Annotated in this window: 22 protein-coding genes; 9 read left to right on the top strand and 13 right to left on the bottom strand. The window is 33.6% G+C overall.

Translation table 11 applies throughout. The features are described 5' to 3' along the window. Positions 1-98 precede the first annotated feature (98 nt). Positions 99-1,040, top strand: coding sequence for a YeiH family protein (locus RM51_RS05510; RefSeq protein ID WP_039365946.1), 942 nt, complete (start codon positions 99-101; stop codon positions 1,038-1,040). Between the two features lie 285 nt (positions 1,041-1,325). Here RM51_RS05510 and RM51_RS05515 read toward each other — a convergent pair whose 3' ends face one another. From RM51_RS05515 to RM51_RS05550, 8 genes are all read right to left on the bottom strand, one after another. Next, complete coding sequence (locus tag RM51_RS05515; RefSeq protein ID WP_039365948.1) at positions 1,326-1,520, bottom strand: hypothetical protein; 195 nt, start codon at positions 1,518-1,520, stop codon at positions 1,326-1,328. 176 nt (positions 1,521-1,696) lie between these two features. Next, on the bottom strand, positions 1,697-2,938 hold the full coding sequence (locus RM51_RS05520; protein ID WP_039365950.1) for an MFS transporter: 1,242 nt from the start codon (positions 2,936-2,938) through the stop codon (positions 1,697-1,699). 80 nt (positions 2,939-3,018) lie between these two features. Continuing rightward, positions 3,019-4,590: a ribonuclease Y gene (rny, locus tag RM51_RS05525; RefSeq protein ID WP_039365951.1), complete on the bottom strand. Its 1,572-nt coding sequence runs from the start codon at positions 4,588-4,590 to the stop codon at positions 3,019-3,021. A 219-nt stretch (positions 4,591-4,809) separates the two neighbouring features. Further along, a complete protein-coding gene (locus RM51_RS05530; protein ID WP_039365953.1) occupies positions 4,810-5,097 on the bottom strand; it encodes a cell division protein ZapA in 288 nt (95 codons plus the stop codon). Then, positions 5,098-5,400 carry a hypothetical protein gene (locus RM51_RS05535; protein ID WP_039365955.1) on the bottom strand — a complete coding sequence of 101 codons (303 nt, stop codon included), beginning with the start codon at positions 5,398-5,400 and terminating at the stop codon, positions 5,098-5,100. Between the two features lie 141 nt (positions 5,401-5,541). Next, on the bottom strand, positions 5,542-6,324 hold the full coding sequence (gene porT / locus RM51_RS05540) for a type IX secretion/gliding motility protein PorT/SprT (protein ID WP_039365956.1): 783 nt from the start codon (positions 6,322-6,324) through the stop codon (positions 5,542-5,544). A gap of 3 nt (positions 6,325-6,327) precedes the next feature. Next, the gene (gene ubiE / locus RM51_RS05545) at positions 6,328-7,059 is read right to left on the bottom strand and encodes a bifunctional demethylmenaquinone methyltransferase/2-methoxy-6-polyprenyl-1,4-benzoquinol methylase UbiE (protein ID WP_039365958.1); all 732 of its coding nucleotides are present in this window, start codon (positions 7,057-7,059) and stop codon (positions 6,328-6,330) included. A 3-nt stretch (positions 7,060-7,062) separates the two neighbouring features. After that, complete coding sequence (locus RM51_RS05550; RefSeq protein WP_039365960.1) at positions 7,063-7,632, bottom strand: hypothetical protein; 570 nt, start codon at positions 7,630-7,632, stop codon at positions 7,063-7,065. Between the two features lie 102 nt (positions 7,633-7,734). On the opposite strand from RM51_RS05550, the gene RM51_RS05555 reads away from it, so the two are divergent. Beyond that, positions 7,735-8,802: a 3-oxoacyl-ACP synthase III family protein gene (locus tag RM51_RS05555; protein WP_039365962.1), complete on the top strand. Its 1,068-nt coding sequence runs from the start codon at positions 7,735-7,737 to the stop codon at positions 8,800-8,802. Positions 8,803-8,871: 69 nt separating this feature from the next. After that, positions 8,872-10,080 (top strand): metallophosphoesterase, encoded by a 1,209-nt coding sequence (locus RM51_RS05560; protein WP_039365965.1) that lies wholly within the window; start codon positions 8,872-8,874, stop codon positions 10,078-10,080. Positions 10,081-10,264: 184 nt separating this feature from the next. Here the strand turns inward: RM51_RS05560 and RM51_RS05565 are convergent, their stop codons facing one another. Beyond that, positions 10,265-11,017: a polysaccharide deacetylase family protein gene (locus RM51_RS05565; protein ID WP_039365967.1), complete on the bottom strand. Its 753-nt coding sequence runs from the start codon at positions 11,015-11,017 to the stop codon at positions 10,265-10,267. Positions 11,018-11,100: 83 nt separating this feature from the next. Further along, positions 11,101-12,066, bottom strand: coding sequence for an NAD-dependent epimerase/dehydratase family protein (locus RM51_RS05570; protein WP_039365968.1), 966 nt, complete (start codon positions 12,064-12,066; stop codon positions 11,101-11,103). A gap of 89 nt (positions 12,067-12,155) precedes the next feature. Between RM51_RS05570 and ggt the strand changes: the two genes are divergently transcribed. From ggt to RM51_RS05600, 6 genes are all read left to right on the top strand, one after another. Then, positions 12,156-13,841 carry a gamma-glutamyltransferase gene (gene ggt / locus RM51_RS05575; protein ID WP_039365971.1) on the top strand — a complete coding sequence of 562 codons (1,686 nt, stop codon included), beginning with the start codon at positions 12,156-12,158 and terminating at the stop codon, positions 13,839-13,841. Positions 13,842-13,904: 63 nt separating this feature from the next. Further along, positions 13,905-14,579: a response regulator transcription factor gene (locus RM51_RS05580; RefSeq protein ID WP_039365972.1), complete on the top strand. Its 675-nt coding sequence runs from the start codon at positions 13,905-13,907 to the stop codon at positions 14,577-14,579. A gap of 61 nt (positions 14,580-14,640) precedes the next feature. Continuing rightward, entirely contained in the window at positions 14,641-15,927 is a 1,287-nt protein-coding gene (locus RM51_RS05585) for a sensor histidine kinase (protein WP_039365974.1), read from the top strand. Between the two features lie 68 nt (positions 15,928-15,995). Beyond that, complete coding sequence (locus RM51_RS05590; protein WP_039365976.1) at positions 15,996-16,778, top strand: phosphatase PAP2 family protein; 783 nt, start codon at positions 15,996-15,998, stop codon at positions 16,776-16,778. 10 nt (positions 16,779-16,788) lie between these two features. Beyond that, on the top strand, positions 16,789-17,826 hold the full coding sequence (locus RM51_RS05595; RefSeq protein WP_039365979.1) for a sulfite exporter TauE/SafE family protein: 1,038 nt from the start codon (positions 16,789-16,791) through the stop codon (positions 17,824-17,826). A gap of 148 nt (positions 17,827-17,974) precedes the next feature. Continuing rightward, the gene (locus RM51_RS05600) at positions 17,975-19,255 is read left to right on the top strand and encodes a dicarboxylate/amino acid:cation symporter (protein WP_039365981.1); all 1,281 of its coding nucleotides are present in this window, start codon (positions 17,975-17,977) and stop codon (positions 19,253-19,255) included. A gap of 44 nt (positions 19,256-19,299) precedes the next feature. Here RM51_RS05600 and RM51_RS05605 read toward each other — a convergent pair whose 3' ends face one another. The 3 genes from RM51_RS05605 to RM51_RS05615 all read right to left on the bottom strand — a co-directional run bounded on the left by RM51_RS05605 (position 19,300) and on the right by RM51_RS05615 (position 23,043). Next, positions 19,300-20,151, bottom strand: a complete 852-nt coding sequence (locus RM51_RS05605; RefSeq protein ID WP_039365983.1) for a diacylglycerol/lipid kinase family protein — start codon at positions 20,149-20,151, stop codon at positions 19,300-19,302. A gap of 47 nt (positions 20,152-20,198) precedes the next feature. Continuing rightward, positions 20,199-21,020 carry an RsiV family protein gene (locus tag RM51_RS05610; protein WP_039366485.1) on the bottom strand — a complete coding sequence of 274 codons (822 nt, stop codon included), beginning with the start codon at positions 21,018-21,020 and terminating at the stop codon, positions 20,199-20,201. A gap of 91 nt (positions 21,021-21,111) precedes the next feature. Beyond that, on the bottom strand, positions 21,112-23,043 hold the full coding sequence (locus RM51_RS05615) for a transglutaminase-like domain-containing protein (protein WP_039365985.1): 1,932 nt from the start codon (positions 23,041-23,043) through the stop codon (positions 21,112-21,114).

Genomic DNA, 23,043 nt, shown 5'->3' on the forward strand with positions numbered 1-23,043 from the left:
CAATATTATAACTTAAAGTTATCCATTATAACAAAATACGATTTAATTTGTAATATTAATTTACGGAATTTTGAACCATCAATTTAAAATTCTACCCAATGAAAGATTTCATTCTGAATGAAAAATCTAAGAAAATTATTTTCATCGTATTAGCTGTTATTTGCCTGACGCCTGTTGTATCTTCTCCCATTGCTTTACTTTTAGGTTTTATTTTAGCCGTTTGCAATGGAAACCCGTTTGAGAAAAGTCTGCATCAATATATTCACTTATTATTACAAATTTCAATTGTCGGACTAGGCTTTGGATTAAAGTTGAATGAGGCTTTGGAAGCCGGAAAATCAGGTTTGCTCCTGACCGTTATCAGTATCTTCACTGTAATGACTTTAGGATATTTTATGGGGAAATTTTTAAGGCTAGAACGGCCTTTATCTTATCTGATTTCCGTAGGAACTGCCATTTGTGGTGGAAGTGCAATCGCGGCTACTTCCCCGATTATTAAGCCTAATACGAAACAAATTTCACTAGCTTTAGCCATTGTTTTCACTTTAAATTCCATTGCATTATTTGTTTATCCTGCCATCGGACATTTCTTACATCTTACCCAAGAGCAATTTGGTTTATGGTGTGCTGTGGGAATTCATGACACCAGTTCTGTAGTCGGAGCCGCAAGCAAATACGGAAATGAGGCTTTAGAAATCGCCACAACAGTGAAATTAGCTCGTGCGTTATGGATCATTCCGGTTTCATTAATCACTATGTTTATTTTTAAAAACAAAGAATCAAAAATTAAAATCCCATGGTTTATCGGATATTTTATATTGGCTATTTTGCTGAATACTTATTTTCCGATTTTTGATCAGCTGAGTTCAGGAATTACCCATATCGCCAAATCAGGATTGAACCTTACTTTATTTTTCATCGGTTCTACTCTATCCATCCAGACTTTGAAAACAATAGGATTGAAACCTCTGACTTTGGCTGTTTTCCTTTGGGGTTTTATCAGTGTTGGGAGTTTACTTTTTATTCTGAATTTTGATTGAGTTTTTTGAGGGATGATTCTTTCTTTAATTTCGGCGGCGGCAAAGCCGCCGAAATTAAAGAAAGATTAAAACAGGAAATGACGGGTGGAGATTTATATTTTTGATGATGGGAAACTTGTTTTTAACCACCCCGTCAAAAATTCTTTGAATTTTTGCCCCCCTCCAATGGAGGGGAATTTTTAACTGTAAATAGAGTTGTTATCTAAATGACAAAAGCCCTTTGAAGATTCAAAAGGCCTTTGCGTATTAAATGTGGAAATGTTTATTTCTCGTTGAAACAATATCTTATACTGCCGACTGATCACAAGTATAAACTTGTGGGCATGCCATATATTGACTGCAATACCATGGTCCTGTTACAGATCCTGCACAATCGCATCCACAAAGAGATAAATCAGGATTCCCGCTTATTCCTCCCATAATGTTTTTAAGATCTTGTTTTTGTAATTTCTTTGCGTTTTTTAACATGTTGTTTTTCATTGTGATTTAGTTTTAAAATTTGTACTATTTTATAGTTTATTGTTTTCTAAAGTTAAACAAATATTAATTACAAAAAGTAAAATTTAATATTAAATTTTATAATTCATTTATTTAGTATGATTTAATCATAATATTAACGATGAAATGATATAAAATATTTCTTAAACACTTATTAATTATTCTGTAAATTCTAGGTCTTTGTCATGAGTTTCTGAAATCGTCAGTGAAGAGTAAAAAGCTAACCCAAATACGATTACCCCTAATAAAGCTGCACTTATAATAACGGAAAAGTCTTTCTTAAAAAAATCAAAAATAAAGATCATCACAGGAACCAATCCACGCACCATATTCGGAACTGTTGTAGTTGCCGTATTTCTGATATTCGTTCCGAATTGCTCTGCAGCCAATGTGACAAACATCGCCCAATATCCTGTTCCCAATCCTAACCAAACACAGAATACATAATATTTTGTCTCTGTATCTGTATTCCCAAACAACATAATGGCAACCCCAATAATGGTAAAAACCAGCATATAGAAAATAGCCATTTTCCTTGACTTTAAAGCATGAGAAATAAATCCGCTCATCAAATCCCCCGCAGAAATACCGACATAAGCCCACATAATTGCTTTTCCGGGATTCAGGTCTTTGATTCCTAATTCAGGGGCAAATTGATTGGCCAAAACCGCTAGAATCCCAATGCAATACCAAGTGGGTAATCCTATTGCAATACATTTTAAATATCGAATCAAACGATCTTTATTTGTAAAGAAAGAAAGGAAATTCCCTTTATCAACAGATTTTTCTTCAATACTTTTATAAATTCCGGATTCAGAAACACTGATTCTTAGAAATAAAAGCAAGATTCCTAAAATTCCCCCGATAATGTATGAAATATTCCAACCTCCGGCCAATTCTACCGTTAATTGAGCCACAACTGCACCCATTAATCCAAAACCAGCTACTACGGAAGTTCCGATTGCTCTTAAATTCTTCGGTAAACTCTCAGAAACCAGTGTAATTCCCGCTCCAAGTTCTCCAGCCAATCCAATTCCAGCAATAAACCTTAAAGCCGCATATTGATAGACCAAATGCTCTTTTGGAAAATAAGGTAAAAATCCACAGGCAATGTTGGCTAAAGAATAGACTAAGATCGATCCGAACAACACAGACAGTCTCCCTTTTTTATCTCCAAAAATTCCCCAGAAAATACCTCCAAGAAGCAAGCCTATCATTTGACAATTCAAAATAAAGGTACCATCTATATCGGGATCCAAGCCTAAAGCTTTCAAACTCGGAATTCTTACAATTCCAAACAAAAGCAGGTCGTAGATATCTACAAAGTACCCTAAAGCGGCAATAATAACAGGAATAGAAAAGATGTACTTCAATTTTGAAGACAAAGAAAGTTCTTGCATATTCAATCTATAAATTTCGCTAAAAATAAAAAACCTTTCAATTTCTTGAAAGGTTTTTATAAAATATCTTTTTTAGATTGTTATCTCGCAATGTTCACAGCTCTCGTCTCTCTGATTACTGTTACTTTTACTTGTCCAGGATAAGTTAATTCGTTCTGGATTTTTTCTGAGATGTCATAAGATAATTGTGAAGCTACTTCATCATTTACTTTTCCACTTTCTACCATTACTCTTAATTCTCTACCTGCCTGAATTGCATAAGCTGATGAAACTCCGTCGAAACTTAATGCTGCAGATTCAAGATCTTTTAATCTTTGGATATAAGATTCTAAAACCTGACGTCTTGCTCCCGGTCTTGCTCCAGAAATAGCATCGGCAACCTGAATGATCGGTGACAATAATGAAGTCATTTCAACTTCGTCGTGGTGAGCTCCGATTGCATTCACAACTTCTGCATTTTCACCATACTTTTCCGCCCATTGCATTCCTAATAAAGCGTGAGGAAGTTCAGATTCCTGCTCAGGAACTTTACCGATATCGTGTAATAGACCTGCTCTTTTAGCTAATTTTACATTTAATCCTAATTCAGCAGCCATCGTTGCAGCAATATTAGCTACTTCTCTTGAGTGCTGTAATAAGTTCTGACCATAAGAAGAACGGTATTTCATTCTACCTACGATTTTAATCAACTCAGGGTGTAATCCGTGAATTCCTAAATCAATAATGGTTCTCTTACCAACTTCTATAATTTCTTCTTCGATTTGCTTTTTCGTTTTCTCTACAACTTCTTCAATTCTTGCAGGGTGAATTCTACCATCTGTAACCAATCTGTGAAGTGATAGTCTTGCAATCTCTCTTCTTACCGGATCGAAACATGAAAGAAGAATTGCTTCCGGAGTATCATCTACAATAATTTCTACACCAGTCACTGCTTCTAAAGCACGGATATTTCTACCTTCTCTACCGATAATTCTACCTTTTACTTCATCAGATTCGATATTGAAAACAGATACTGAATTTTCGATTGCCTGCTCCGTTCCAATTCTCTGAATCGTCTGAATAACGATTTTTCTAGCTTCATTCTTCGCATTCATCTGAGCTTCTTCCATGATACTCTGAACATGCGCCTGAGCTCTTGTTTTTGCTTCAGCTCTCATAGTTTCTACCAATTCTGCTTTAGCTTCGTCTGCTGTATAGTTAGCAATTTTTTCAAGGATTTCAACTTTTTTAGCAGTTGCCGTATCCAATTCCTGTTGCTTTCTGTCTAAAATTTCTGTTTTCTTAGAGTAATCAGCAATTTGCTTATCCAAATCTTTTTCAAGTTTTCCTGTCTTGCTAAGCTCGTCATTCAACTTGTTTTCTTTGTCTTTGATTCTCTTTTCAACCTCCTGCATTTTCTTTTCTCTAGATTGAATATCTGCATCATGTTGAGATTTCAATTCTAAGAATTTTTCTTTAGCCTGAAGGTTTTTTTCTTTCTTTATGGATTCAGCTTGTACATTAGCTTTTTCTACAAGGTTTTCAGCATTCTTCTTTGCATCATCTATAATAAATTTTGCTTTAGTATTTAATGAGCTTTTGGAAAAAAACATTCCTATTACTGCACCTATTACTAAGCAAATCACGCCTATAATAATAGCGGTTGTTGTCATATATATTGAGTTTTAATTGTCAAATTTCATAAATAAAAAAAGCCCACAATAATCCAGAGATTGAGAGTAAACTCCTAATCAACACGATTTGAACTGATTTCCATTGTCTGTAATCCGGACGAACCGGCACGCCATTCAACGGACATTTGTTCGGTAATTGTTTAGCGTTGAGTTTACCTTTAATGTGTTAGAATTATTGTAGGCAGTCTTGTGGAAAATTTATTTTCCAATTTCATTCAGCGATTGATTAATCTTGCTTAATCTTTCGTTGGTAGAATTTATATTTTTTTCGTAGTTCATAGACACTACCTCAGCGTTAGTTCCTAATTTAAGGGCACACATTGCCAAAGCATCTTGCTTGTCTCTTACATCGAAGTTTTGTTCAAAATCTTTAATCATATTCTCTATCTGCTTCCCCACTTTACGCAAAGTTTCTTCCTCTGCTGCGGGTACATTCAGCGGATATACTCTTCCTGCAATGTTGATGGTTATTCTCCTTACCTCCATTTATAATCCACTGTTTTGAAGCTGAGCAATACAGAAATCTATCTCTTTCACCAATCTGTTGATATGGTTTTTCATTAATCTATTATGTTCAGGATTTCCTGATATTGCTGAATAAAGCTTTATATTTTTTTGTTCTTCTGCTAATACCTGATTTTTTTTTCTTTCTTCATCATACTTCCTCTGCAATTCTTTATTTTCAATGCTTAGTTCCGATAATTTTTCAGTCAGATTATTGTAATTCTTTTGCAAATTCATAATCTTCTTTTCTAATTCTGAAAAATTGGTTTCTAACTCTTGAAGCATTTCAGGTTTTGTATATTCTAACTATTAGCAAAAATAACAAAATATTAATATTAACAAAAATAAAAATCTCTATATTTTGAGTTTAAAGCAAAAAAAGGAGACACAACGCGTATCTCCTCAATATTTATTTTTAAATATTTTTTATTCAAACTTCAATACAAACATAATAGCTCTTGTCTGTAAAGTTGATATAGCCGACGCCCAATAAGGAGGAGTTGTCGCATTATCAGCTACAATCTCGTTATTCATGAAGAATGTACCTCTGATTGCAGGAGTCAATTTAAATTTATTGAAATAAAACTGGATACCCATTTCTGCAGACCAAGCAAAGTTATGCGTTGTAGATCTGAAAACCTGTTGCATATTGTCGTCAGTAGAATCTGAATTTGACTGTAGATTTACAATGTAGTTCACCCCTGCTGCAACATATGGTCTTGAGTTATACCATCTTTGCCCATGAAGCTCTAACAATACAGGAATATCAACTAAAGTAGATTTCACTTCTCTATTTCTATCTTTATCTGTAAGAGTCATTGGAATAAACGGATCGTTAGTCAATGTTCCATTAGAGTACTGGTTATTATAACTGGTATCAAATATTAATTTTCTTTGAGCAAACTGTAACCCTGGCTCCATTCTTAGGTCTAAATAATCATTAAGCCTCCATTTTGCGATAAGACCAGCCCCAAAACTTGTACTTTCTTTAGATGAAACAAGATTCTGGTTCCCATAGGTTCCATATCTTGGATTAAGTACGATACGGTAATCCAGCATATTGCCATTCAAATAAAATCCCCAACTGAACTTTTGCTCATCAAAGTCTTCCAACTTATCCATTCTGTTTCGGGTTCTGAATTGTGCATTTGCCAAAACTGCAATATTTACTGACGCTAAAACCAGTGCTCTTAATAAAAATTTATTCATAGGTTACTTTGTTGCTTTATAAATTGTGGCTATACCTAAACTTAGTTTTTTATATTCAACTTTTTTAAATCCTGTATCTAAAAGAATTTGTCTCATCTTCTCCCCAAAAGGAAAAGCGTTTACAGAATCCGGAAGATATGTATATGCCCTATTATCTTTTGAAACCAATCTGCCTATAGCAGGTAATATATTTTTAAAATAAAACATATAAAATGGTCCTAAGAACCCCTCAACCTTTGAAAACTCCAGTATATAAACACTCTTGTTATCTTTAACAACTCTTCTTAATTCTGCTAACCCTTTGGTAAGGTTCTCAAAATTCCTTACTCCAAATGCAACGGAAACAGCATCAAATCTATTGTCCTCGAAAGGTAAATTTTCTGCATCCCCCTTTTGCATGGAAATTTTGCCGTCTAAATTAAGTTTTTTTATCTTAATAACGCCAACATTTAACATTTGTTGCGATAAATCTAAACCAATTACTTTGGAACCTGTTCCTTTTTCTATTGTAATTGCTAAATCTCCCGTTCCTGTAGCCACATCCAACACTTCTTGTGGTTGATCATTTTTCATCCACTTCACCAAAGTATTTCTCCACAAAACATCAATTTTCAGAGATAAAACACGATTCAGAAGATCGTATTTCGGTGCAATATTGTCGAACATATCCTCTACCTGGCTTTTCTTTGTAGCCTCAGAATTGTAGGGAGTAACTTGGTTGATATCTTTTGTCAAAACTTAAAACTTGTAATATTCTTTATAATAATTAAGGTAATCCTCTTTTCTGAAAATCTTCGATCTGGATTCTACCTGCTGAATGTTTTTAATAACTTTATCATAATCTTCATCTACATTATAATAAAAATCATCGGTGTAAAGCTTATTGAAACGTCTTGCCCCTCCATAATATGCCTTTCCGTCGATAATTGTTTTATCAAGAGCCAAAAGTAATGAATCTTTTTTAAGATTGTATCCATAATATTGATCATTCACATAATAATCCTGATGCGCAATATTAATCAATCCACGAATTTTGTTTACTTCAAACGCAGAATCGTAAAGTAACTTTTTATTTTGATCGAAAACTTTAATAGAATTTTTCCCTTGGTTCAAATCTACATGAACAAACTGCCCAGCAGCAACAATTCCTTCAGAACCGTTATTAATCTTATAGTAATAAGTATTGGGCGTAGGATTATCTACCACATAATAATTCTTCTTGGCTAAAAAAAGGAAGTAGATCCCAAAGGCAATGATAAACACCACAACTGCAATAAGTAAGCCTTTTAAGGACGAATTGTTTTTCATAGATTGTAAAGTACAATTTTTGCAAATTTAATAATATTTTTAATTCTCCGTTATTAATATTAATTATTAACTTTGCATCTTTAAAAAAAATCATATAAACGAATGCCGAATACGATCATTATTGGTTCTGGATCTTACCTTCCTACAAGGATTATTGGAAGAGATTATTTTCTAGATTCAGAGTTTTATTCAGAAGACGGGGTGAAGATTGACAAGCCTGCTGAGGAAACTATTGCGAAATTTGTAGAAATCACAGAAATAGAAAACAGGAGATTCATAGAAGAAGATCTTTCAAACTCACAAATCGGTTACGAAGCTGCAAAAATTGCTATTGCAGATGCTAAAATAGATCAGGAAGAATTAGACTATATTATTTACGCAAGTAATTTCGGAGAAGTAACCGTGAATGGTTATGCTGATTTCATGCCGACAATGGCTGCGAGAGTAAAAAACAAACTAGGCATCAAAAACAGAAAATGCATCACTTATGATATGCTTTTCGGATGTCCGGGATGGGTAGAAGCTATGATTTTAGCTGATACATTAATTAAGGCTGGATCTGCAAAAACAATCTTAGTAATCGGAGGTGAAACATTAAGCAGAGTAACGGATCCATCTGACAGAAACAGAATGATCTTTGCTGACGGAGCCGGGGCTGTTGTAGTAAAAGCTACGGATAAAGAAAATGTTGGAATCATTGCTCATAATACAATTTGCGACAATGGTATCGAGCTTGATTATTTAGCAAACGGACCATCAATCAACAAAGAATCTGATCAGACTCGTTTATTTGTAAGAATGCAGGGAAGAAAGATTTATGAGTACGCTCTTAAAAACGTTCCTGCTGCCATTAAAGAAACTATCGAGGATGCAGGTCTATCTATTGAAGATATCGACAAAATCTTAATCCACCAGGCAAATGCTAAAATGGATTATGCCATGATTGAAAGACTTCACAAACTTTATAACGTGAAAGAGTACGATCACTCTATTTCTCCAATGACAATTCAAGACCTTGGAAACTCGTCAGTTGCAACAATTCCTACCATGTATGATTTAATAATTAAAGGAAAAATGGAGGGTCAATCGTTTAAAGATAAAGGTAACGTTGTGATGACTTCGGTAGGTGCCGGAATGAACATCAACGCTATCGTTTATAGATTTCCTTAATATTATTTTTAATTTAAAATATAAAAAAGCACAGGGAAACTATTCTTTGTGCTTTTTTTACATTTAGTTATGCAGAAAAATTTTTTAATTATTGCCGCTATCTTTCTATTTTTAGAAATTTACATTTATCAGGCAATAAAGACATTAACAGACAACTTCTGGATAAGAACCGGATATTGGGCAGTATCTTTAATCATTTATGGTATTTTCGCCTATGAAGTCACTCATTTTAGCAGAGCGGACAGAAGTACCACAAGAGCTCAAATCATGATCTCTTTATTCTTGGTTTTTATTCTTCCTAAAATTTTCATCGTTCTGTTTTTATTAATTGATGACATAGTAAGAACCGGAGGTTATTTAATTGGACTCACACATTCCTCTACCGAAAACTTCTTTCCAGAGAGAAGAAAGTTCTTAAGTTTGGCAGGATTAGGATTGGGAGGTGTACTTTCTGCTTTATTTATCGACGGTATCACATTTGGAAAATACCGCCATAAGGTAAGAAGAGTCCGAATGAATTTCAACAATCTTCCTAAAAGCTTTAAAGGCTATAAAATCGTACAGATTTCTGATGTTCATAGTGGAAGTTTTTCTGACCCAAGCAAATTGGAGCACGCCATTAATTTAATTAACGAACAAAATCCTGATTTGGTTTTATTCACAGGAGACATGGTAAATAACGTTGCCGATGAATTCAAACCTTTCATCCCTCTATTCTCAAAAATAAAAGCAAAAGATGGCAAGTTTGCCGTACTAGGCAATCATGATTATGGGGATTATGTAAATTGGGATTCAGCGGATGCAAAAAAGAAGAATCTTGACACGTTAATTGACTACGAAAGACAGGCTGGTTTTGACATGCTTCGAAATGAGCACCGAATCATCGAAAAGAATGGTGAAAAACTCTATATTCTTGGGGTTGAAAACTGGGGCTTGAAACCGTTTCCTCAATTCGGAAGATTAGATGATGCTTTAAAAGACGTTCCTGAATCAGCTACAAAAATTTTGATGAGCCATAATCCTACCCATTTTGATTATGTGGTAAAAAAACATCCCGGAAATGTTCATTTGACGCTTTCAGGTCACACTCACGGAATGCAGTTTGGATTAGACTTAAAAAATATAAAATGGTCACCGGTTCAATACAAATATCCAAAATGGGCCGATTTATATGAAAGTGAAGGAAAAATGCTTTACGTTAACAGAGGTTTCGGAGTATTGGGATACCCCGGAAGAGTTGGTGTTTTACCGGAAATTACTCTTTTTGAATTGGCTTAATCTTTTATCCCACAGATTTCACGGATTTACACAGATGTTTGTGGATAATTTTTGTTGCTTAAAATCTGTTTGATCTTTAGAATGAGTGAGAAATGATTTTGATCCCTAATAGTTTTTACTAATCTTTTCACGAATTAAAACATAAACACCTGTGTAAATCCGTGAAATCTGTGAGAAAATAAAATTAAAAAATATAATCTTTCATACGAGAAGTGGCTAATTCTTTCTCATTGATCCAAGTAAGGAGGGCATCTAATTTGTCCTCCATTTTTTTGCCCGAATTCATTCTTCGATAAAACGGGATATCAAATTGGTACTTATTAAAATCTGTAAACTGCCAGGAATTAAGATAGATCAGAACAAAATTATCATTCTTTAATGTTTCGAAAACCATATTCTGGTAATACTTCATAGGCAGCACCTGAAATACAAAATCATTATACGGCAACTGACTGTAAGGAGAGATACTTTCCGGAACGATACTTAATCCATCCTCTTCTGTGATTTCCGTATCTCTTTTCAAGCGCTTAAATGGGAAAAGAATATTCGCATTATCGATGTTGGAAACATAATTAAATTCCAACAGCTTTAAACTTTCCTGAGACAGCTTAACATCTTTCTGACGAATTCCTCTGATCTGTTTTTCTAAAAAATCCTGACTCGATTTCTTGGTTTCTTCAATTGTATGGAGATCAGAATTTTTATTATAAAAAGCAATTTCATGCCCTTTGGATGAAATTGCTTTTATTAAATTTTGAAGTTTTTCAACAATAGAAATTTCAATAAAAAAACTTGCTTTAATATCATGAAGATCTAAAATTCTGAGAACAGCTTTTGTATTATCTTCTGTGATCTTTAACCTCTCATCATCAGAAATCTGAATACCGTTTTTAGTTTCAGCCTCCATATTTATGATGTTAAAGGTCAATAAAATCATTTAAAGTAAAGTTTATATAAAATTTATATTTAATTAATAATCAAGTGTTAAAAAACATTTTATTTAAAGTTAAATTTAAGTAATTAGTTTTTACCTAATTTTACTTTTAAATTTTTGATCATATCTTTTGACATTTCAGAAATTCCGAAATCATACGTCAATCCCCAATCCTTTTTCGCTACAGAATCATCAATCGAAGCCGGCCAAGAATCTGCAATCTGCTGTCTGAAATCCGGTTTATAATCGATCTCAAAACCTGGGATTTCATTCTTGATTTCTGCTGCCAATTCTTTTGGAGTAAATGACATTCCACCCAAATTATAAGATGAACGAACGGTAAGATTTTCTGATGGAGCTTCCATTAATTTCAACGTTGCATTGATCGCATCATCCATATACAACATCGGCATTCCAGTATTTTCAGAAATGAAGCTGGTGTATTTTCCTTCTTCAATCGCTTCGTAAAAAATCTCTACTGCATAATCTGTAGTTCCTCCCCCTGCAGGAGTTTTCCATGAAATCAATCCAGGATATCTGATACTTCTTACATCTACTCCATATTTATCAAAGTAATATTCGCACCATTTTTCTCCCGCCATTTTAGAAATTCCGTAAACAGTTGTAGGATTCAATACAACATCCTGCCCTACATTTTCTTTAGGGATTCCTTTTCCAAACACAGCGATAGAACTTGGCCAGAAAATCTTTTTAATTAGTCCTTCTTTCGCCAATTCACAAAAATGAAGAAGAGGTTCAAGATTCAGTTTCCAAGCAAAAATTGGCTGCTTTTCTGAAGTTCCGGATAGCAATGAAGCTAAATGATAAACTGTAGTGATTTCATAATCTTTGATAACTTGTCTTACCAATTGAGTATTGGTAACATCCATTCTTTCGTAATGACCTGCAGAAGTAATCCCCTTTTGCCATCTGTCAAGACCGGAAGCAACCACATTATCTGCTCCGTGAATTTCAACAAGCCTGTTTGTAAGTTCGGTGCCAATTTGTCCTAAAGCACCAGTAATCAGTATTCTTTCCGTATAGGATTCCATTTTACTTATTATTAGTTGATTTGAGCAAAAATAAATATTTTAAATCCTATCTTAAAACAAAATTGTAAATTCGGTTATAAAATTTGTCAATGAAAAAAATCACCATATCGCTTATCCTTTTTTCTCACACGGTTTCAGCACAATACACCGACATCAATATCGTCAAAGAAGTCAAGGTGAAAAATAAAGGAGTTGTGGTTTCTGCCCATCCTCTCGCAAGTGAAGCCGGAGCAAAAATTCTGAAAATGGGAGGCAATGCCTATGATGCGATTACTGCCACACAATATGCTTTAGCAGTGGTTTATCCACAAGCTGGAAACATCGGAGGTGGTGGTTTTTTAGTGGGAGTAAAAAATAACGGCGAAAAATTTACAATCGATTACCGTGAAACAGCCCCAAAAAAAGCTTCGAGAGATATGTATCTTGATACAACAGGAAAAGCCAATACAGATCTATCCCAAAACGGAAGATTAGCCGTTGGAATTCCCGGAAGTATCGCAGGTTTCTTTGCCACTTTAAAGTATGGGAAACTTCCTATGGATAAAATCATTCAGCCTGCAATTGACCTTGCTGAAAAAGGATTTGCCATCACTGAGCAAGAAGCCAATTTACTGAATTCAAATAAGCCTCATTTTCAAAAACACAACCAGTCTTCCATTGTTTTTGTGAAAGATACACCTTGGAAAGCAGGAGATATTTTGATTCAAAAAGAATTAGCTGCAACTTTAAAATTAATTCAAAAATCAGGTTCAAAAGGGTTTTATGAAGGAAAAACAGCAGAACTTCTTGTTTCTGAAATGAAAAAAGGAAATGGAATCATTACACTCGAGGATTTAAAGAATTATAAAGTAGCGGAAAGAAAAGCTTTAGAATTTGATTATAAAGGAAACAATATCGTTTCGATGCCATTACCTTCGAGCGGAGGAATTTTATTGGCTCAAATGTTAAAAATGGCAAGTTATGAGAATCTTGAAAAATATCAACAGAATTCCACACAAGCTGTTCAGATCATGACAGAAGCGGAAAGAAGAGCTTATGCTGACAGGGCAGAATATATGGGCGATCCTGATTTTATTAATGATAAAACTTCCTATCTGATCTCTGATGATTATCTTAAAAACAGATGGAAAAGTTTTAACTTCACAAAAGCAACTCCAAGTTCTGAGGTTGGAAAAATCATTAAACAACCCAAAGAATCTACTGAAACCACCCATATTTCTGTTATTGACAAAGAAGGAAACGCTGCGGCTGTCACTACCACTTTGAACGGTTTATACGGAAGCAAAGTCGTTGTTTCGGGAGCAGGATTTTTCCTGAATAATGAAATGGATGATTTTTCGGTAAAACCCGGTGTTCCGAATATGTTTGGAGCAGTTGGCGGAGAAGCCAATTCTATTCAGCCGAACAAACGAATGCTTTCATCAATGACTCCTACGATTGTTTTAAAAAACAAAAAACCTTATATGATCGTAGGAACTCCGGGAGGAACTACTATTCCTACTTCTGTGTATCAATCGATTGTAAATGTTATTGATTTTAAACTAAATGCTAATATTTCGGTAAATGCTCCAAAATTCCATCATCAATGGCTTCCTGAAACAGTGGCTTTTGAAAAGAATTTCCCTGAAGCAACCATTAAAGATCTGGAAAAACTAGGTTATAAAACCGAAAAATGGGGACAAATAGGCAGAACGGAAATGATTTTGATTGATGACAACGGGAATATTCATGCGGTTGCAGATGGTCGAGGCGATGATTCTGTAGCCATTGAATAACAAAATAAAAACATAAAAATTTCATTCAAAATTTCTTCAAAATTGTATTAATACATTAGCAATATGAAAATTTTAATTATAGAAGACGAGTCAGAGCTATCTAAAAGTATTGCTGAATACCTATCTGAAAAAAGCTATTTGTGTGAATTTGCTTCTACTTTTCATGAAGCTATGAACAAAATAGAAGCATTTGATTATGCCTGTATCATCTTAGATATTATGCTTCCTGATGGAAATGGTCTTGCTATTTTAGAGGCTCTAAGAAAAGAAAATAAACAGGATGGTGTCATTATTGTTTCGGCTAAAAACGCACTGGATGATAAAATACTGGGGCTGCAAATGGGAGCCGATGATTATCTTACTAAGCCTTTTCATCTTTCTGAATTAATGGCAAGGATCTACTCTATTATCCGCAGAAAACAATTTAATAATTCGAATACTGTCATTCAAAATGAGTTACAGATAGATCTTTTAGCCAAAACTGTTTCTATTAACGATCAAATGATTGAGCTTACCAAAAAGGAGTTTGACCTATTGATTTACTTTATTGGCAACAAAAATAAGGTCATTTCCAAAAGTACTTTAGCAGAACATTTATCGGGTGATTTTGCAGATATGCTCGACAATCATGATTTTGTGTATGCGCATATTAAAAATTTAAAAAAGAAGCTTTACGACGCCGGATGCAATCATTATTTGAAAACAGTTTACGGAACCGGATATAAATGGATCTCCTGATGAAAAAGTAACAAAAATCTATTTCAAAAAACCGTAACTTATATTTCCTCAACATTTTATTTTGAAACCATTATTAAGCAAAGCCACAAAGCCTTTTATCATTTATGTACTTATTGTACTGATGATAAGTATTCCTATTTATTATCTGGTAGTAAATACAGTTTGGGAAAGTGAACTGGATGAACATAATAAAACCGTTGCAGAGAAAACCGCTTATGAATTTAACCTGCTGAAACTTTCTGATGCAGAATTACAAGAAAGCATCAGGCTTTGGAACCGTATTCAACCTGAAACCAACATAGAAAGTATTCCTGAAGGTGTTTCACATACAGATTCATATTTTACGATAGAAAAGCAAAAGGATTTTGCCGGAAAACACGAAATAGAAAATTACAGATGCTTAAAAAAAACTGTTTACATTAATAATAAGCCATTTCTGTTTACGGTACAGACCAATATTGAAGAGTCACAGGAAACTATTGCCGTGATCGCTGTAACGACTGTTTTCTTCTTTATTGTCATTGCTTCGGGTTTATTATTTATTAATCGAAAACTCTCTGTAAGCATATGGAAACCGTTTCGAAATACATTAGAAAAACTCAAAAAATTCAACCTGAATAATCACCATCAAATTGAGTTTGAAAAAACAGACACCGCAGAATTTGAAGAACTTCACGAGTCATTACATAAACTAATAGAACACAGTGTATCTGTATATAAAGCTCAAAAAGAGTTTACTGAGAATGCTTCGCATGAACTCCAGACTCCATTAACTATTATTAAGTACAAAATAGATCTCCTGCTTCAGAATGAAAGCTTAACGGAAGAACAGTATTTGATTGCAGAGGATATCAATAAAGCCTTAACACGCAGTTCGAGGATTAACAAAAACCTTTTACTTCTGGCGAAAATAGGCAACAGTCAGTTTGACAATTCAGAGAAAATTGAATTTGATATTTTAGTCAATCAAAGTCTTGAAGTGTTTGAGGAGCATTTTAATCAGAAAAACCTTACTGTACATTCATCTATCTATCCGAAAATTGAAGTTCTTGGAAATAACGGGCTTTGTGAAATTCTCATCAATAATTTATTAATTAATGCAATCCGTCATACGCTTCCTAAAGGTTCAATTTCTGTACGTTTAACGGAATCTTTTTTTGAAGTTTCAAATTCCGGAACAGAAAAACTGAATACGGATTCTCTATTCAAAAGATTTTCAAGACTTTCTTCTGATAATAACGGAAGTGGTCTAGGATTGGCTATCATTAATGAAATCTGCAGATTTCAAAAATGGGAAATCAACTATACATTTGAAAACCACCATCATATTTTCTCTATAAAGTTCTAAATTCAAAGTTTCTCCTAAATTGGGTTGCAATTTTGTGTCATCATTAATCTAAAAGACATAAAATACCAATGAAAGGTTTAGTATCAAGCATACTCATTATTATTGTATGCTTTCAGAAAGTTTACGCACAAGACAGTTTAGAAATCAACCAAACTCAAGACAGTATAGTTTCAACATTTAATTCAGAAGACAAAACCCATCAGTTTAGTTATAAAAAACTAATTGTACCTGCAGCTTTTATCTCTTATGGAGTTGCGAGTTTGACTATAAAGGATTTGAAACAGCTTAACTTTTCCACTCAATATGAAATCAGTGAGCATAAACCGGATCACATAAGACTGGACAATTACACACAATATGCTCCCGGAGTTTTGGTGTATGGTTTAAATGCTCTTGGAGTAAAGGGAAAACATAACTTTAAAGACAGGACTATTATTTATGGTACTTCATTAATGATTACTACCGCCTTCATTCTTCCTCTTAAACATATCGTAAAGGAAGAAAGACCTGATTTTTCTAATAATTTATCTTTCCCTTCCGGTCATACTGCCATGGCTTTTGCTTCTGCTCAGTTTATGTTCAGAGAATATAAAGACACCAATTTTCTATTGGGAATCTCCGGCTATTCTCTTGCTGTTTTTACAGCAGCATACAGAATGTTGAATAATAAACATTGGCTTGGTGATGTTGTCGGAGGTGCAGGTTTCGGTATTTTATCTACTGAATTAGCTTATTGGCTATATCCTAAGATCAATAATTTTTTAGGTGGTAAAAAAGAAAAAAGCCAAACGCTGATTATGCCCTACTACCAAAAAGGAAATGCCGGAATTGGTTTTGTAAAGAACTTTTAAATCTTTTGTCATGACCTTAAACATCATACTTTTATTTCTAGGAACCATAATCGCTTTCTGGATCAGCGCCATCTGTGGTGGTGGCGCAAGTCTGATTTTAATTCCTATTTTAAATCTGCTTTTACCAAGTTCAGTCGTTCCTTTTTCATTAACGATCGGTACTTTTACCAGTTCTGTATCTAGAATTTCTGTTTTCAAAAAGCATATTAAATGGCATATTTTCTTTTGGTTCGTTCCTTTCTCGATTCCTGCTGTATTGCTTGGAGCTTATCTTATTAAATATGTCAATCCCAATTATCTTCAATTAATTGTTGCATTTTTTCTTATTGCCAATCTCCCGGAGCTATTTAAAACTAAGAAGTTACAGAAAGAAAATCAAAAACCATATTCTAAGTTTCTATTAGCTCTTATAGGATTTTTTGCAGGATTTATTTCTGGAATTACAGGAGCGATCGGTTTATTATTCAATCGGTTTTATCTTAGATTCGGACTTAAAAAGGAAGAAATCGTCGCAACAAGAGCGGCTAATGAAGTTTTTCTCCATTTAATTAAGCTGATTATTTATATTTCTCTTGGCTTATATTCTTCTACTGCATTATGGTTGGGAATCACAATTGCCGTTGCAACCATCCTCTCATCTTATACTGTAAAATACATCCTTCCTTATTTAAGTGAGTTTTTATTCAAGAAAATCGGTTACGGAGCAATGGTTCTGTCCGGCATTTTATTATTAATAGGAACCTCAGATAAAATAATACAACAGGACAAGATCTCTTTATCTACAGTTCATAAAACCTCTGAATCAGAATCTATCATTTCATGGAGAAATACCGATTTCATCATAGAATTTGCCTTTGACGATGGTTTTGAAGTAGAACGACCGATAAAATCTGATGAACTCCCCAATATTGTTCGGGAAAAATATAACGGGATGAAAAATCAATATGATACCATTTATATAGAAAAGGTATTTTCTTTCGGTCAGCAGCCTACCTATGAATTTTACTGTTATAAAAATAATCAAATCATTAAAAAATTAGAAATATAATAGCTTTAAAGGTTAAATAAGCTAATTATTATATGGAGTTGATATTTTCGGCGGGGCTTTCAGCCCCGCCGAAACTTTTCCTGACTTTTGTCATATTTTAAAGTAAATTTTCTTAATTTTCGCCCTTTAAAAATCAAAATTATTTGTTTTGAAAGCAAAAAAAATCTATCAGCAGCTTTACTTTCAGGTGATTATTGCCATTATTGCAGGAATCCTTTTAGGAAGATTCTATCCTGAACTGGGTGAAAAAATGAAACCTCTCGGTGACGGATTTATCAAATTGGTAAAAATGATCATTGCACCTGTAATTTTCATTACCCTTACGTTAGGAATTGCTCATATGACCGATCTTAAAAAAGTAGGGAGAATTGCCATAAAAGCAATGATTTATTTTTTCACATTTTCTACGTTGGCATTAATTATCGGACTGATCGTAGGAAATGTTCTGCAGCCAGGACATGGCTTAAACATAGATCCTTCTACTCTTTCAGGTGATGTTTCACAATATCAGCAAAAAGCGCATGAATCCACACTAACTGGTTTCATCATGAATATTATTCCTGAAACGTTGTTCAGTCCGTTAGTTGGTGAAAATATTCTACAGGTACTACTTGTTGCTATTTTAATGGGAGTTGCGTTGGTCTTAACAAGAGAAAAAAGCCAAAAAGTAACCGCTTTTTTACAAGATCTTTCTACTCCGGTTTTCAAAATTGTTCATATGCTAATGAAGCTTGCACCGATTGGAGCTTTCGGAGCTATGGCATTTACCATCGGAAAATACGGGCTGCATTCTGTACTGAATTTAATATTCTTAGTAGGAACATTTTATATTACTTCCATTCTTTTCGTGGTATTGGTTTTAGGAGCCGTTGCTTGGTACAATGGTTTTAGCATTTTCAAACTTATGTACTTTTTAAAAGAAGAACTTCTTTTGGTATTAGGAACAAGTTCTTCAGAATCTGCACTTCCGGGAGTTATGGAAAAACTGGAAAAAGCAGGATGTTCAAGAGCAATCGTAGGATTGGTAGTTCCTACAGGATATTCTTTTAATTTGGATGGCACCAACATTTATATGACGCTGGCTTCTTTATTTATTGCTCAGGCTTTAAATATTCATCTTCCTATAGAAAAGCAAATTATGCTGCTGTTGGTTGCTATGCTAAGTTCTAAAGGCGCTGCAGGTGTAACGGGAGCTGGTTTTGTTACTTTAGCAGCTACATTAGCCGTAATTCCTGAAATTCCAATTGCAGGAATGACATTGATCTTAGGAATCGATAAATTTATGAGTGAATGTCGCGCTCTAACAAACGTTATCGGAAATTCTGTAGCAACTGTTGTTGTTGCTAACTGGGAAAAACAACTGGATAAAGAACAGCTTCATTATTGCTTGAGCCATCCGAATGAAATAGAGAAAAAGCTCGAGGTCTAACTTCAGAAACTTTTGCTTGTTTTTAATTTAAACAATCGAACTGTTTACACTAAAATATTCAAGCTTGAAGGCTGAACTTTGATATGAATAGGAGATTTTATTTTATTAAACTCTCCATCCAGATGCCAATTCTTCGTATTTACCTTAAATTCAATTTCTGAAACAGGAAGATACGTTACATAATCATCGTCTTTCAGTTTTTTAGTAAACATTCTGTAAGCAAACAATGCAGAGTAGGTCAAAGGAAACTTTTTAACCAAAACAATATCTACTAAACCATCACTTTTACTGGCGTTTGGAGCAATAAAAGCATTATTTCCAAATTGACGTGTATTGGCAATGTTCAGCATCAGATATTTTCCATTGTACTGCTGATATTGTTCATCAAAAAATTTAACTTTAATAGGTTTATAATTAAAAAACGTTTTAAGAGAAACTTTAATATAGTTTTTAAATCCTCGACTGGTTTTCTCAAATTCTTTCACGACCTTTCCATCAAAACCGGTTCCTGAAACATTAATAGACAGCTTATCATTCACCGTAAATGTATCAATCTTCCTAGATTTATTTGTCTTAATCTTTTCTAAAAGCTCATCCAGATTTTTTCTGAAGTTCGTTTCATTAGAAAATCCATTCCCTGAACCTGCCGGAAAAATAGCTAAAATCTTAGAGGTCCCAATAAGATTGCGGGCAATGGTCGAAATAGTACCATCACCTCCTATCGCAACAAAAATATCTATATTCTGAAAGTTATACTGAATAAAATCATCGGTCCCCTGAATAGATTCAGAGATATAATATAAAGGATTTTCAACCTTTTTCTTCAATTCATCAAGAAAGGGTTGATAATTTTTTTTTGCCGAAAAAGGATTAATAATAAAAGCTACGTTTTCCATCGGGACAAAAATAAAAAAATGCTTCCTGATAGAGAAGCATTTTATAATTATTTAATTTTCATTCGTTCTTTAAACTGTGGTGTTAATGTTCCATTAAGGTCCTGCCAAGAAACCGGAATCGTAATATCACCTGCTGCAAAAGCAGTTATTTCATAGGGACTATAATGGAAATACAGGTTTTTATTATCAAAATAAAAGTTTTCCGTCGCCGGAATTACTTCTACTAAAAGCATATCTGAATTATTAATTTCACCTTTATCATCGGTAGCTCCTCCGTTCATTTTATTCACATTCTTCATCAGCAAAGCTTCCAGCTTATTTTTAGGCATCGAAGTAATCTCCTTTAATTCTACTTTTTTATTATTCTTTAAATCAAAAACTCTTTCTGAATACCCATAATTATCATGTGCCCCACCTTCGTAAGAACCCCAACTATATTGTATATGGAGATAATCATTGGTATTAGATTTCAGATCCATTCCTAAGTCCGAATACCATTCCTGAGCAAATTTCATATCGGAAAGCCAGTCTTTTGAATCTTTTTTAATACTATTAAAGTATTCATTTTTATTTTTTTCCAACAGCGACTGAAGCCCGTTTTTAGAAAAGTCCTGAACATTCTTATCTCCGAAATAAATGCTATCTAACAGTTTTTTATCCTTAATACTTGGAAAAACCAACATTTTAGAAGAATATCTTATTGTTAAAGAATCATTAAGCTTAATAGAATCATTCACCTTAACCGTATCAACAGAGAATTGATTAGCTTGAGTTTCCACATTCGTTGTTATGTTTGTCGTTTCAGATTTCTTACAAGCAGTAAAAGTAAAGAAGGCAGAAAGTGCCAAAACAGCAATTGTGTTTTTCATAATTTTGATTTTGAATTTGATTTTCTTTTTACATGCAAAAACCATTCAAAAGATGAATGGTTTTAGAATTATTTCGAAATTTTTATTGTTTTTATTTTTTTACCAAACTAATTACCTGATTTTCCTGTTTGGAAGCAACGCCCCAAATCTGCTTAAATGCAGGATAATATTCTTTCGGATAATCCGCACTTGCCACTTTGGTTGTAGAAACAATTTCCAGCTTATTACCTTTTTGTTCTATGATGTAATTATATTCTATTTCTTTATCCTCAGTAACAATTTTTTTGCTCTTTGGCATTTCTTCAATTACATATCCTTCAGGGATTTCCAATACTACTTTTTTCACTCGTGTGTATGGAGAAATAAAATCAATAGGATATTTACGCTCTTCTGTCTGATCAAATTCATTAGATGTTTTGTTCAAAAATAGCATCGGATTGATTATGATTTTTTTACCAATTTTATCAATCATATTTTCAGAGGAAAATTTCATGGTACTTTCAAAATCACCGTTCTCTAAGACTTTTGAATCGATACCCGTAAAATCTACTGAAAAATTCTCTTTGTACTGTTTTTTATATTTATCAGCATTATCATCATAACTTTCCTTAGCAAACATCGCATATGTTCCTGTATCTTTATCGGAATAGCTTCCTGAAACATTTCCATCATCATTAATTTTTGCATCCACAGTAAGATAAGTGAAACTAGGCTTGTTATTTACCATAGACAATTGCTGTACTTTTTCTTTCGCAATCAAAATCCCAAACTGGTTCCAATCTCTTGGAGGTAACTGATCTATTGAAGCTTGTTTTGATGTTGCGTCATACAAATGAAAACCATCTTTTGTTTGAATTGCAGCTATTACAAAATTCATGTTTGAAACATTGGGAGAGGCAATATTGATTATTCCATTATTTATTGTTGAAATCGTTAATGGATCAGCTTTAATTCCTGCTTCACGAAGCATCATCACAAGGAAAAGATTGATTTCCGCAGCATTTCCTGTTTTAGTTTCAAGCATTTTTTTGATCCCATCTTCTACATAGATCCCCCTGTCCTGGTTCCATGTGAAAGTATTTTTCACATAATCAAAAATAGCATTTGCTTTCTCAACTTCATTAGAAATTCCGGCAATATTGGAAGGCATATTTTCTTTTGCCAATTTTGTTTTTTTTAACTCTCCACCAAAATCTTCATTTTCATAAAGTCTTTGTTTGATCTGCTCCCAAGACGAAGAAAACAATTTTAATTCTCTGAAATTCGTTGAATGAAGCTCTGCACTGACTTTTGTTCTGTAGTTCCTGTCATTAGTCACAAATTTTTCAGTTTTAAAGCCTTTCACATTTTCATATCCGAATCGATAGGTTCTGTAATTCGTACCATACAACAACTTTTCTTCTACCTCTCTATATTTTGGACTCAAGAAACCTGTATAGTTTACATTGTATGCGATATTTGAAGGGCTGTCCAAAACATATTCTGTATATAATGAAGGTGTATCTGCCTCTATTAAAATTTCAGGAATTACATATAAAAACGGTGAAGTTACCTCATATTGATATTCAATAACAGACCCACTTTTCACATTTGGAAAAGCAAATTTGGTAATAGAATAATTTTTACTCTCTTTACTTTTATACTTTGAGCTTTTATCAACTTTTGTTGCAACAGAACTTCCATTTTCCAAATTATAGGTAAAGGCTTTCATTTTGGAAAGTACTTCCTGATCACTTCCACTTTGATAAAGAGGAATTTCTAAATTCAACCAGTCTTCGGCTTTGTCTTTATCATAAATTTTAACTCTATAAAAAGCTCTTTTAATCAGGTTACCTGTAGTATTATCTACACTAAAATGTACGGATTTATATAAAATTTCTGCAGAAGCATTTTCGTCTAAAGCTGACTTTTGTTTAGATAAATCCGCATCGTTAAATTTGGGAGGATCAAGGAATTCATGTTTTTGTGCCTCAATGAAAATAAAATTCACTGAACAAACGGCTAACATTAAAAATTTTTTCAT

Origin of the sequence: Chryseobacterium taiwanense, from assembly GCF_000813825.1 — a bacterium.
Classification (GTDB): domain Bacteria; phylum Bacteroidota; class Bacteroidia; order Flavobacteriales; family Weeksellaceae; genus Chryseobacterium; species Chryseobacterium taiwanense.

Bases quoted from the DNA above. Each gene is read 5' to 3' on its own strand.
- RM51_RS05610 (WP_039366485.1), bottom strand. From the start codon at position 21,020: ATGAAAAACACAATTGCTGTTTTGGCACTTTCTGCCTTCTTTACTTTT.
- RM51_RS05560 (WP_039365965.1), top strand. From the start codon at position 8,872: ATGCAGAAAAATTTTTTAATTATTGCCGCTATCTTTCTATTTTTAGAA.
- RM51_RS05590 (WP_039365976.1), top strand. From the start codon at position 15,996: ATGAAAGGTTTAGTATCAAGCATACTCATTATTATTGTATGCTTTCAG.
- rny (WP_039365951.1), bottom strand. From the start codon at position 4,590: ATGACAACAACCGCTATTATTATAGGCGTGATTTGCTTAGTAATAGGT.
- RM51_RS05515 (WP_039365948.1), bottom strand. From the start codon at position 1,520: ATGAAAAACAACATGTTAAAAAACGCAAAGAAATTACAAAAACAAGAT.
- RM51_RS05605 (WP_039365983.1), bottom strand. From the start codon at position 20,151: ATGGAAAACGTAGCTTTTATTATTAATCCTTTTTCGGCAAAAAAAAAT.
- RM51_RS05535 (WP_039365955.1), bottom strand. From the start codon at position 5,400: ATGCTTCAAGAGTTAGAAACCAATTTTTCAGAATTAGAAAAGAAGATT.
- RM51_RS05550 (WP_039365960.1), bottom strand. From the start codon at position 7,632: ATGAAAAACAATTCGTCCTTAAAAGGCTTACTTATTGCAGTTGTGGTG.
- RM51_RS05565 (WP_039365967.1), bottom strand. From the start codon at position 11,017: ATGATTTTATTGACCTTTAACATCATAAATATGGAGGCTGAAACTAAA.
- RM51_RS05580 (WP_039365972.1), top strand. From the start codon at position 13,905: ATGAAAATTTTAATTATAGAAGACGAGTCAGAGCTATCTAAAAGTATT.
- RM51_RS05520 (WP_039365950.1), bottom strand. From the start codon at position 2,938: ATGCAAGAACTTTCTTTGTCTTCAAAATTGAAGTACATCTTTTCTATT.
- RM51_RS05510 (WP_039365946.1), top strand. From the start codon at position 99: ATGAAAGATTTCATTCTGAATGAAAAATCTAAGAAAATTATTTTCATC.
- RM51_RS05615 (WP_039365985.1), bottom strand. From the start codon at position 23,043: ATGAAAAAATTTTTAATGTTAGCCGTTTGTTCAGTGAATTTTATTTTC.
- RM51_RS05530 (WP_039365953.1), bottom strand. From the start codon at position 5,097: ATGGAGGTAAGGAGAATAACCATCAACATTGCAGGAAGAGTATATCCG.
- RM51_RS05595 (WP_039365979.1), top strand. From the start codon at position 16,789: ATGACCTTAAACATCATACTTTTATTTCTAGGAACCATAATCGCTTTC.
- ggt (WP_039365971.1), top strand. From the start codon at position 12,156: ATGAAAAAAATCACCATATCGCTTATCCTTTTTTCTCACACGGTTTCA.
- porT (WP_039365956.1), bottom strand. From the start codon at position 6,324: ATGAATAAATTTTTATTAAGAGCACTGGTTTTAGCGTCAGTAAATATT.
- RM51_RS05555 (WP_039365962.1), top strand. From the start codon at position 7,735: ATGCCGAATACGATCATTATTGGTTCTGGATCTTACCTTCCTACAAGG.
- RM51_RS05570 (WP_039365968.1), bottom strand. From the start codon at position 12,066: ATGGAATCCTATACGGAAAGAATACTGATTACTGGTGCTTTAGGACAA.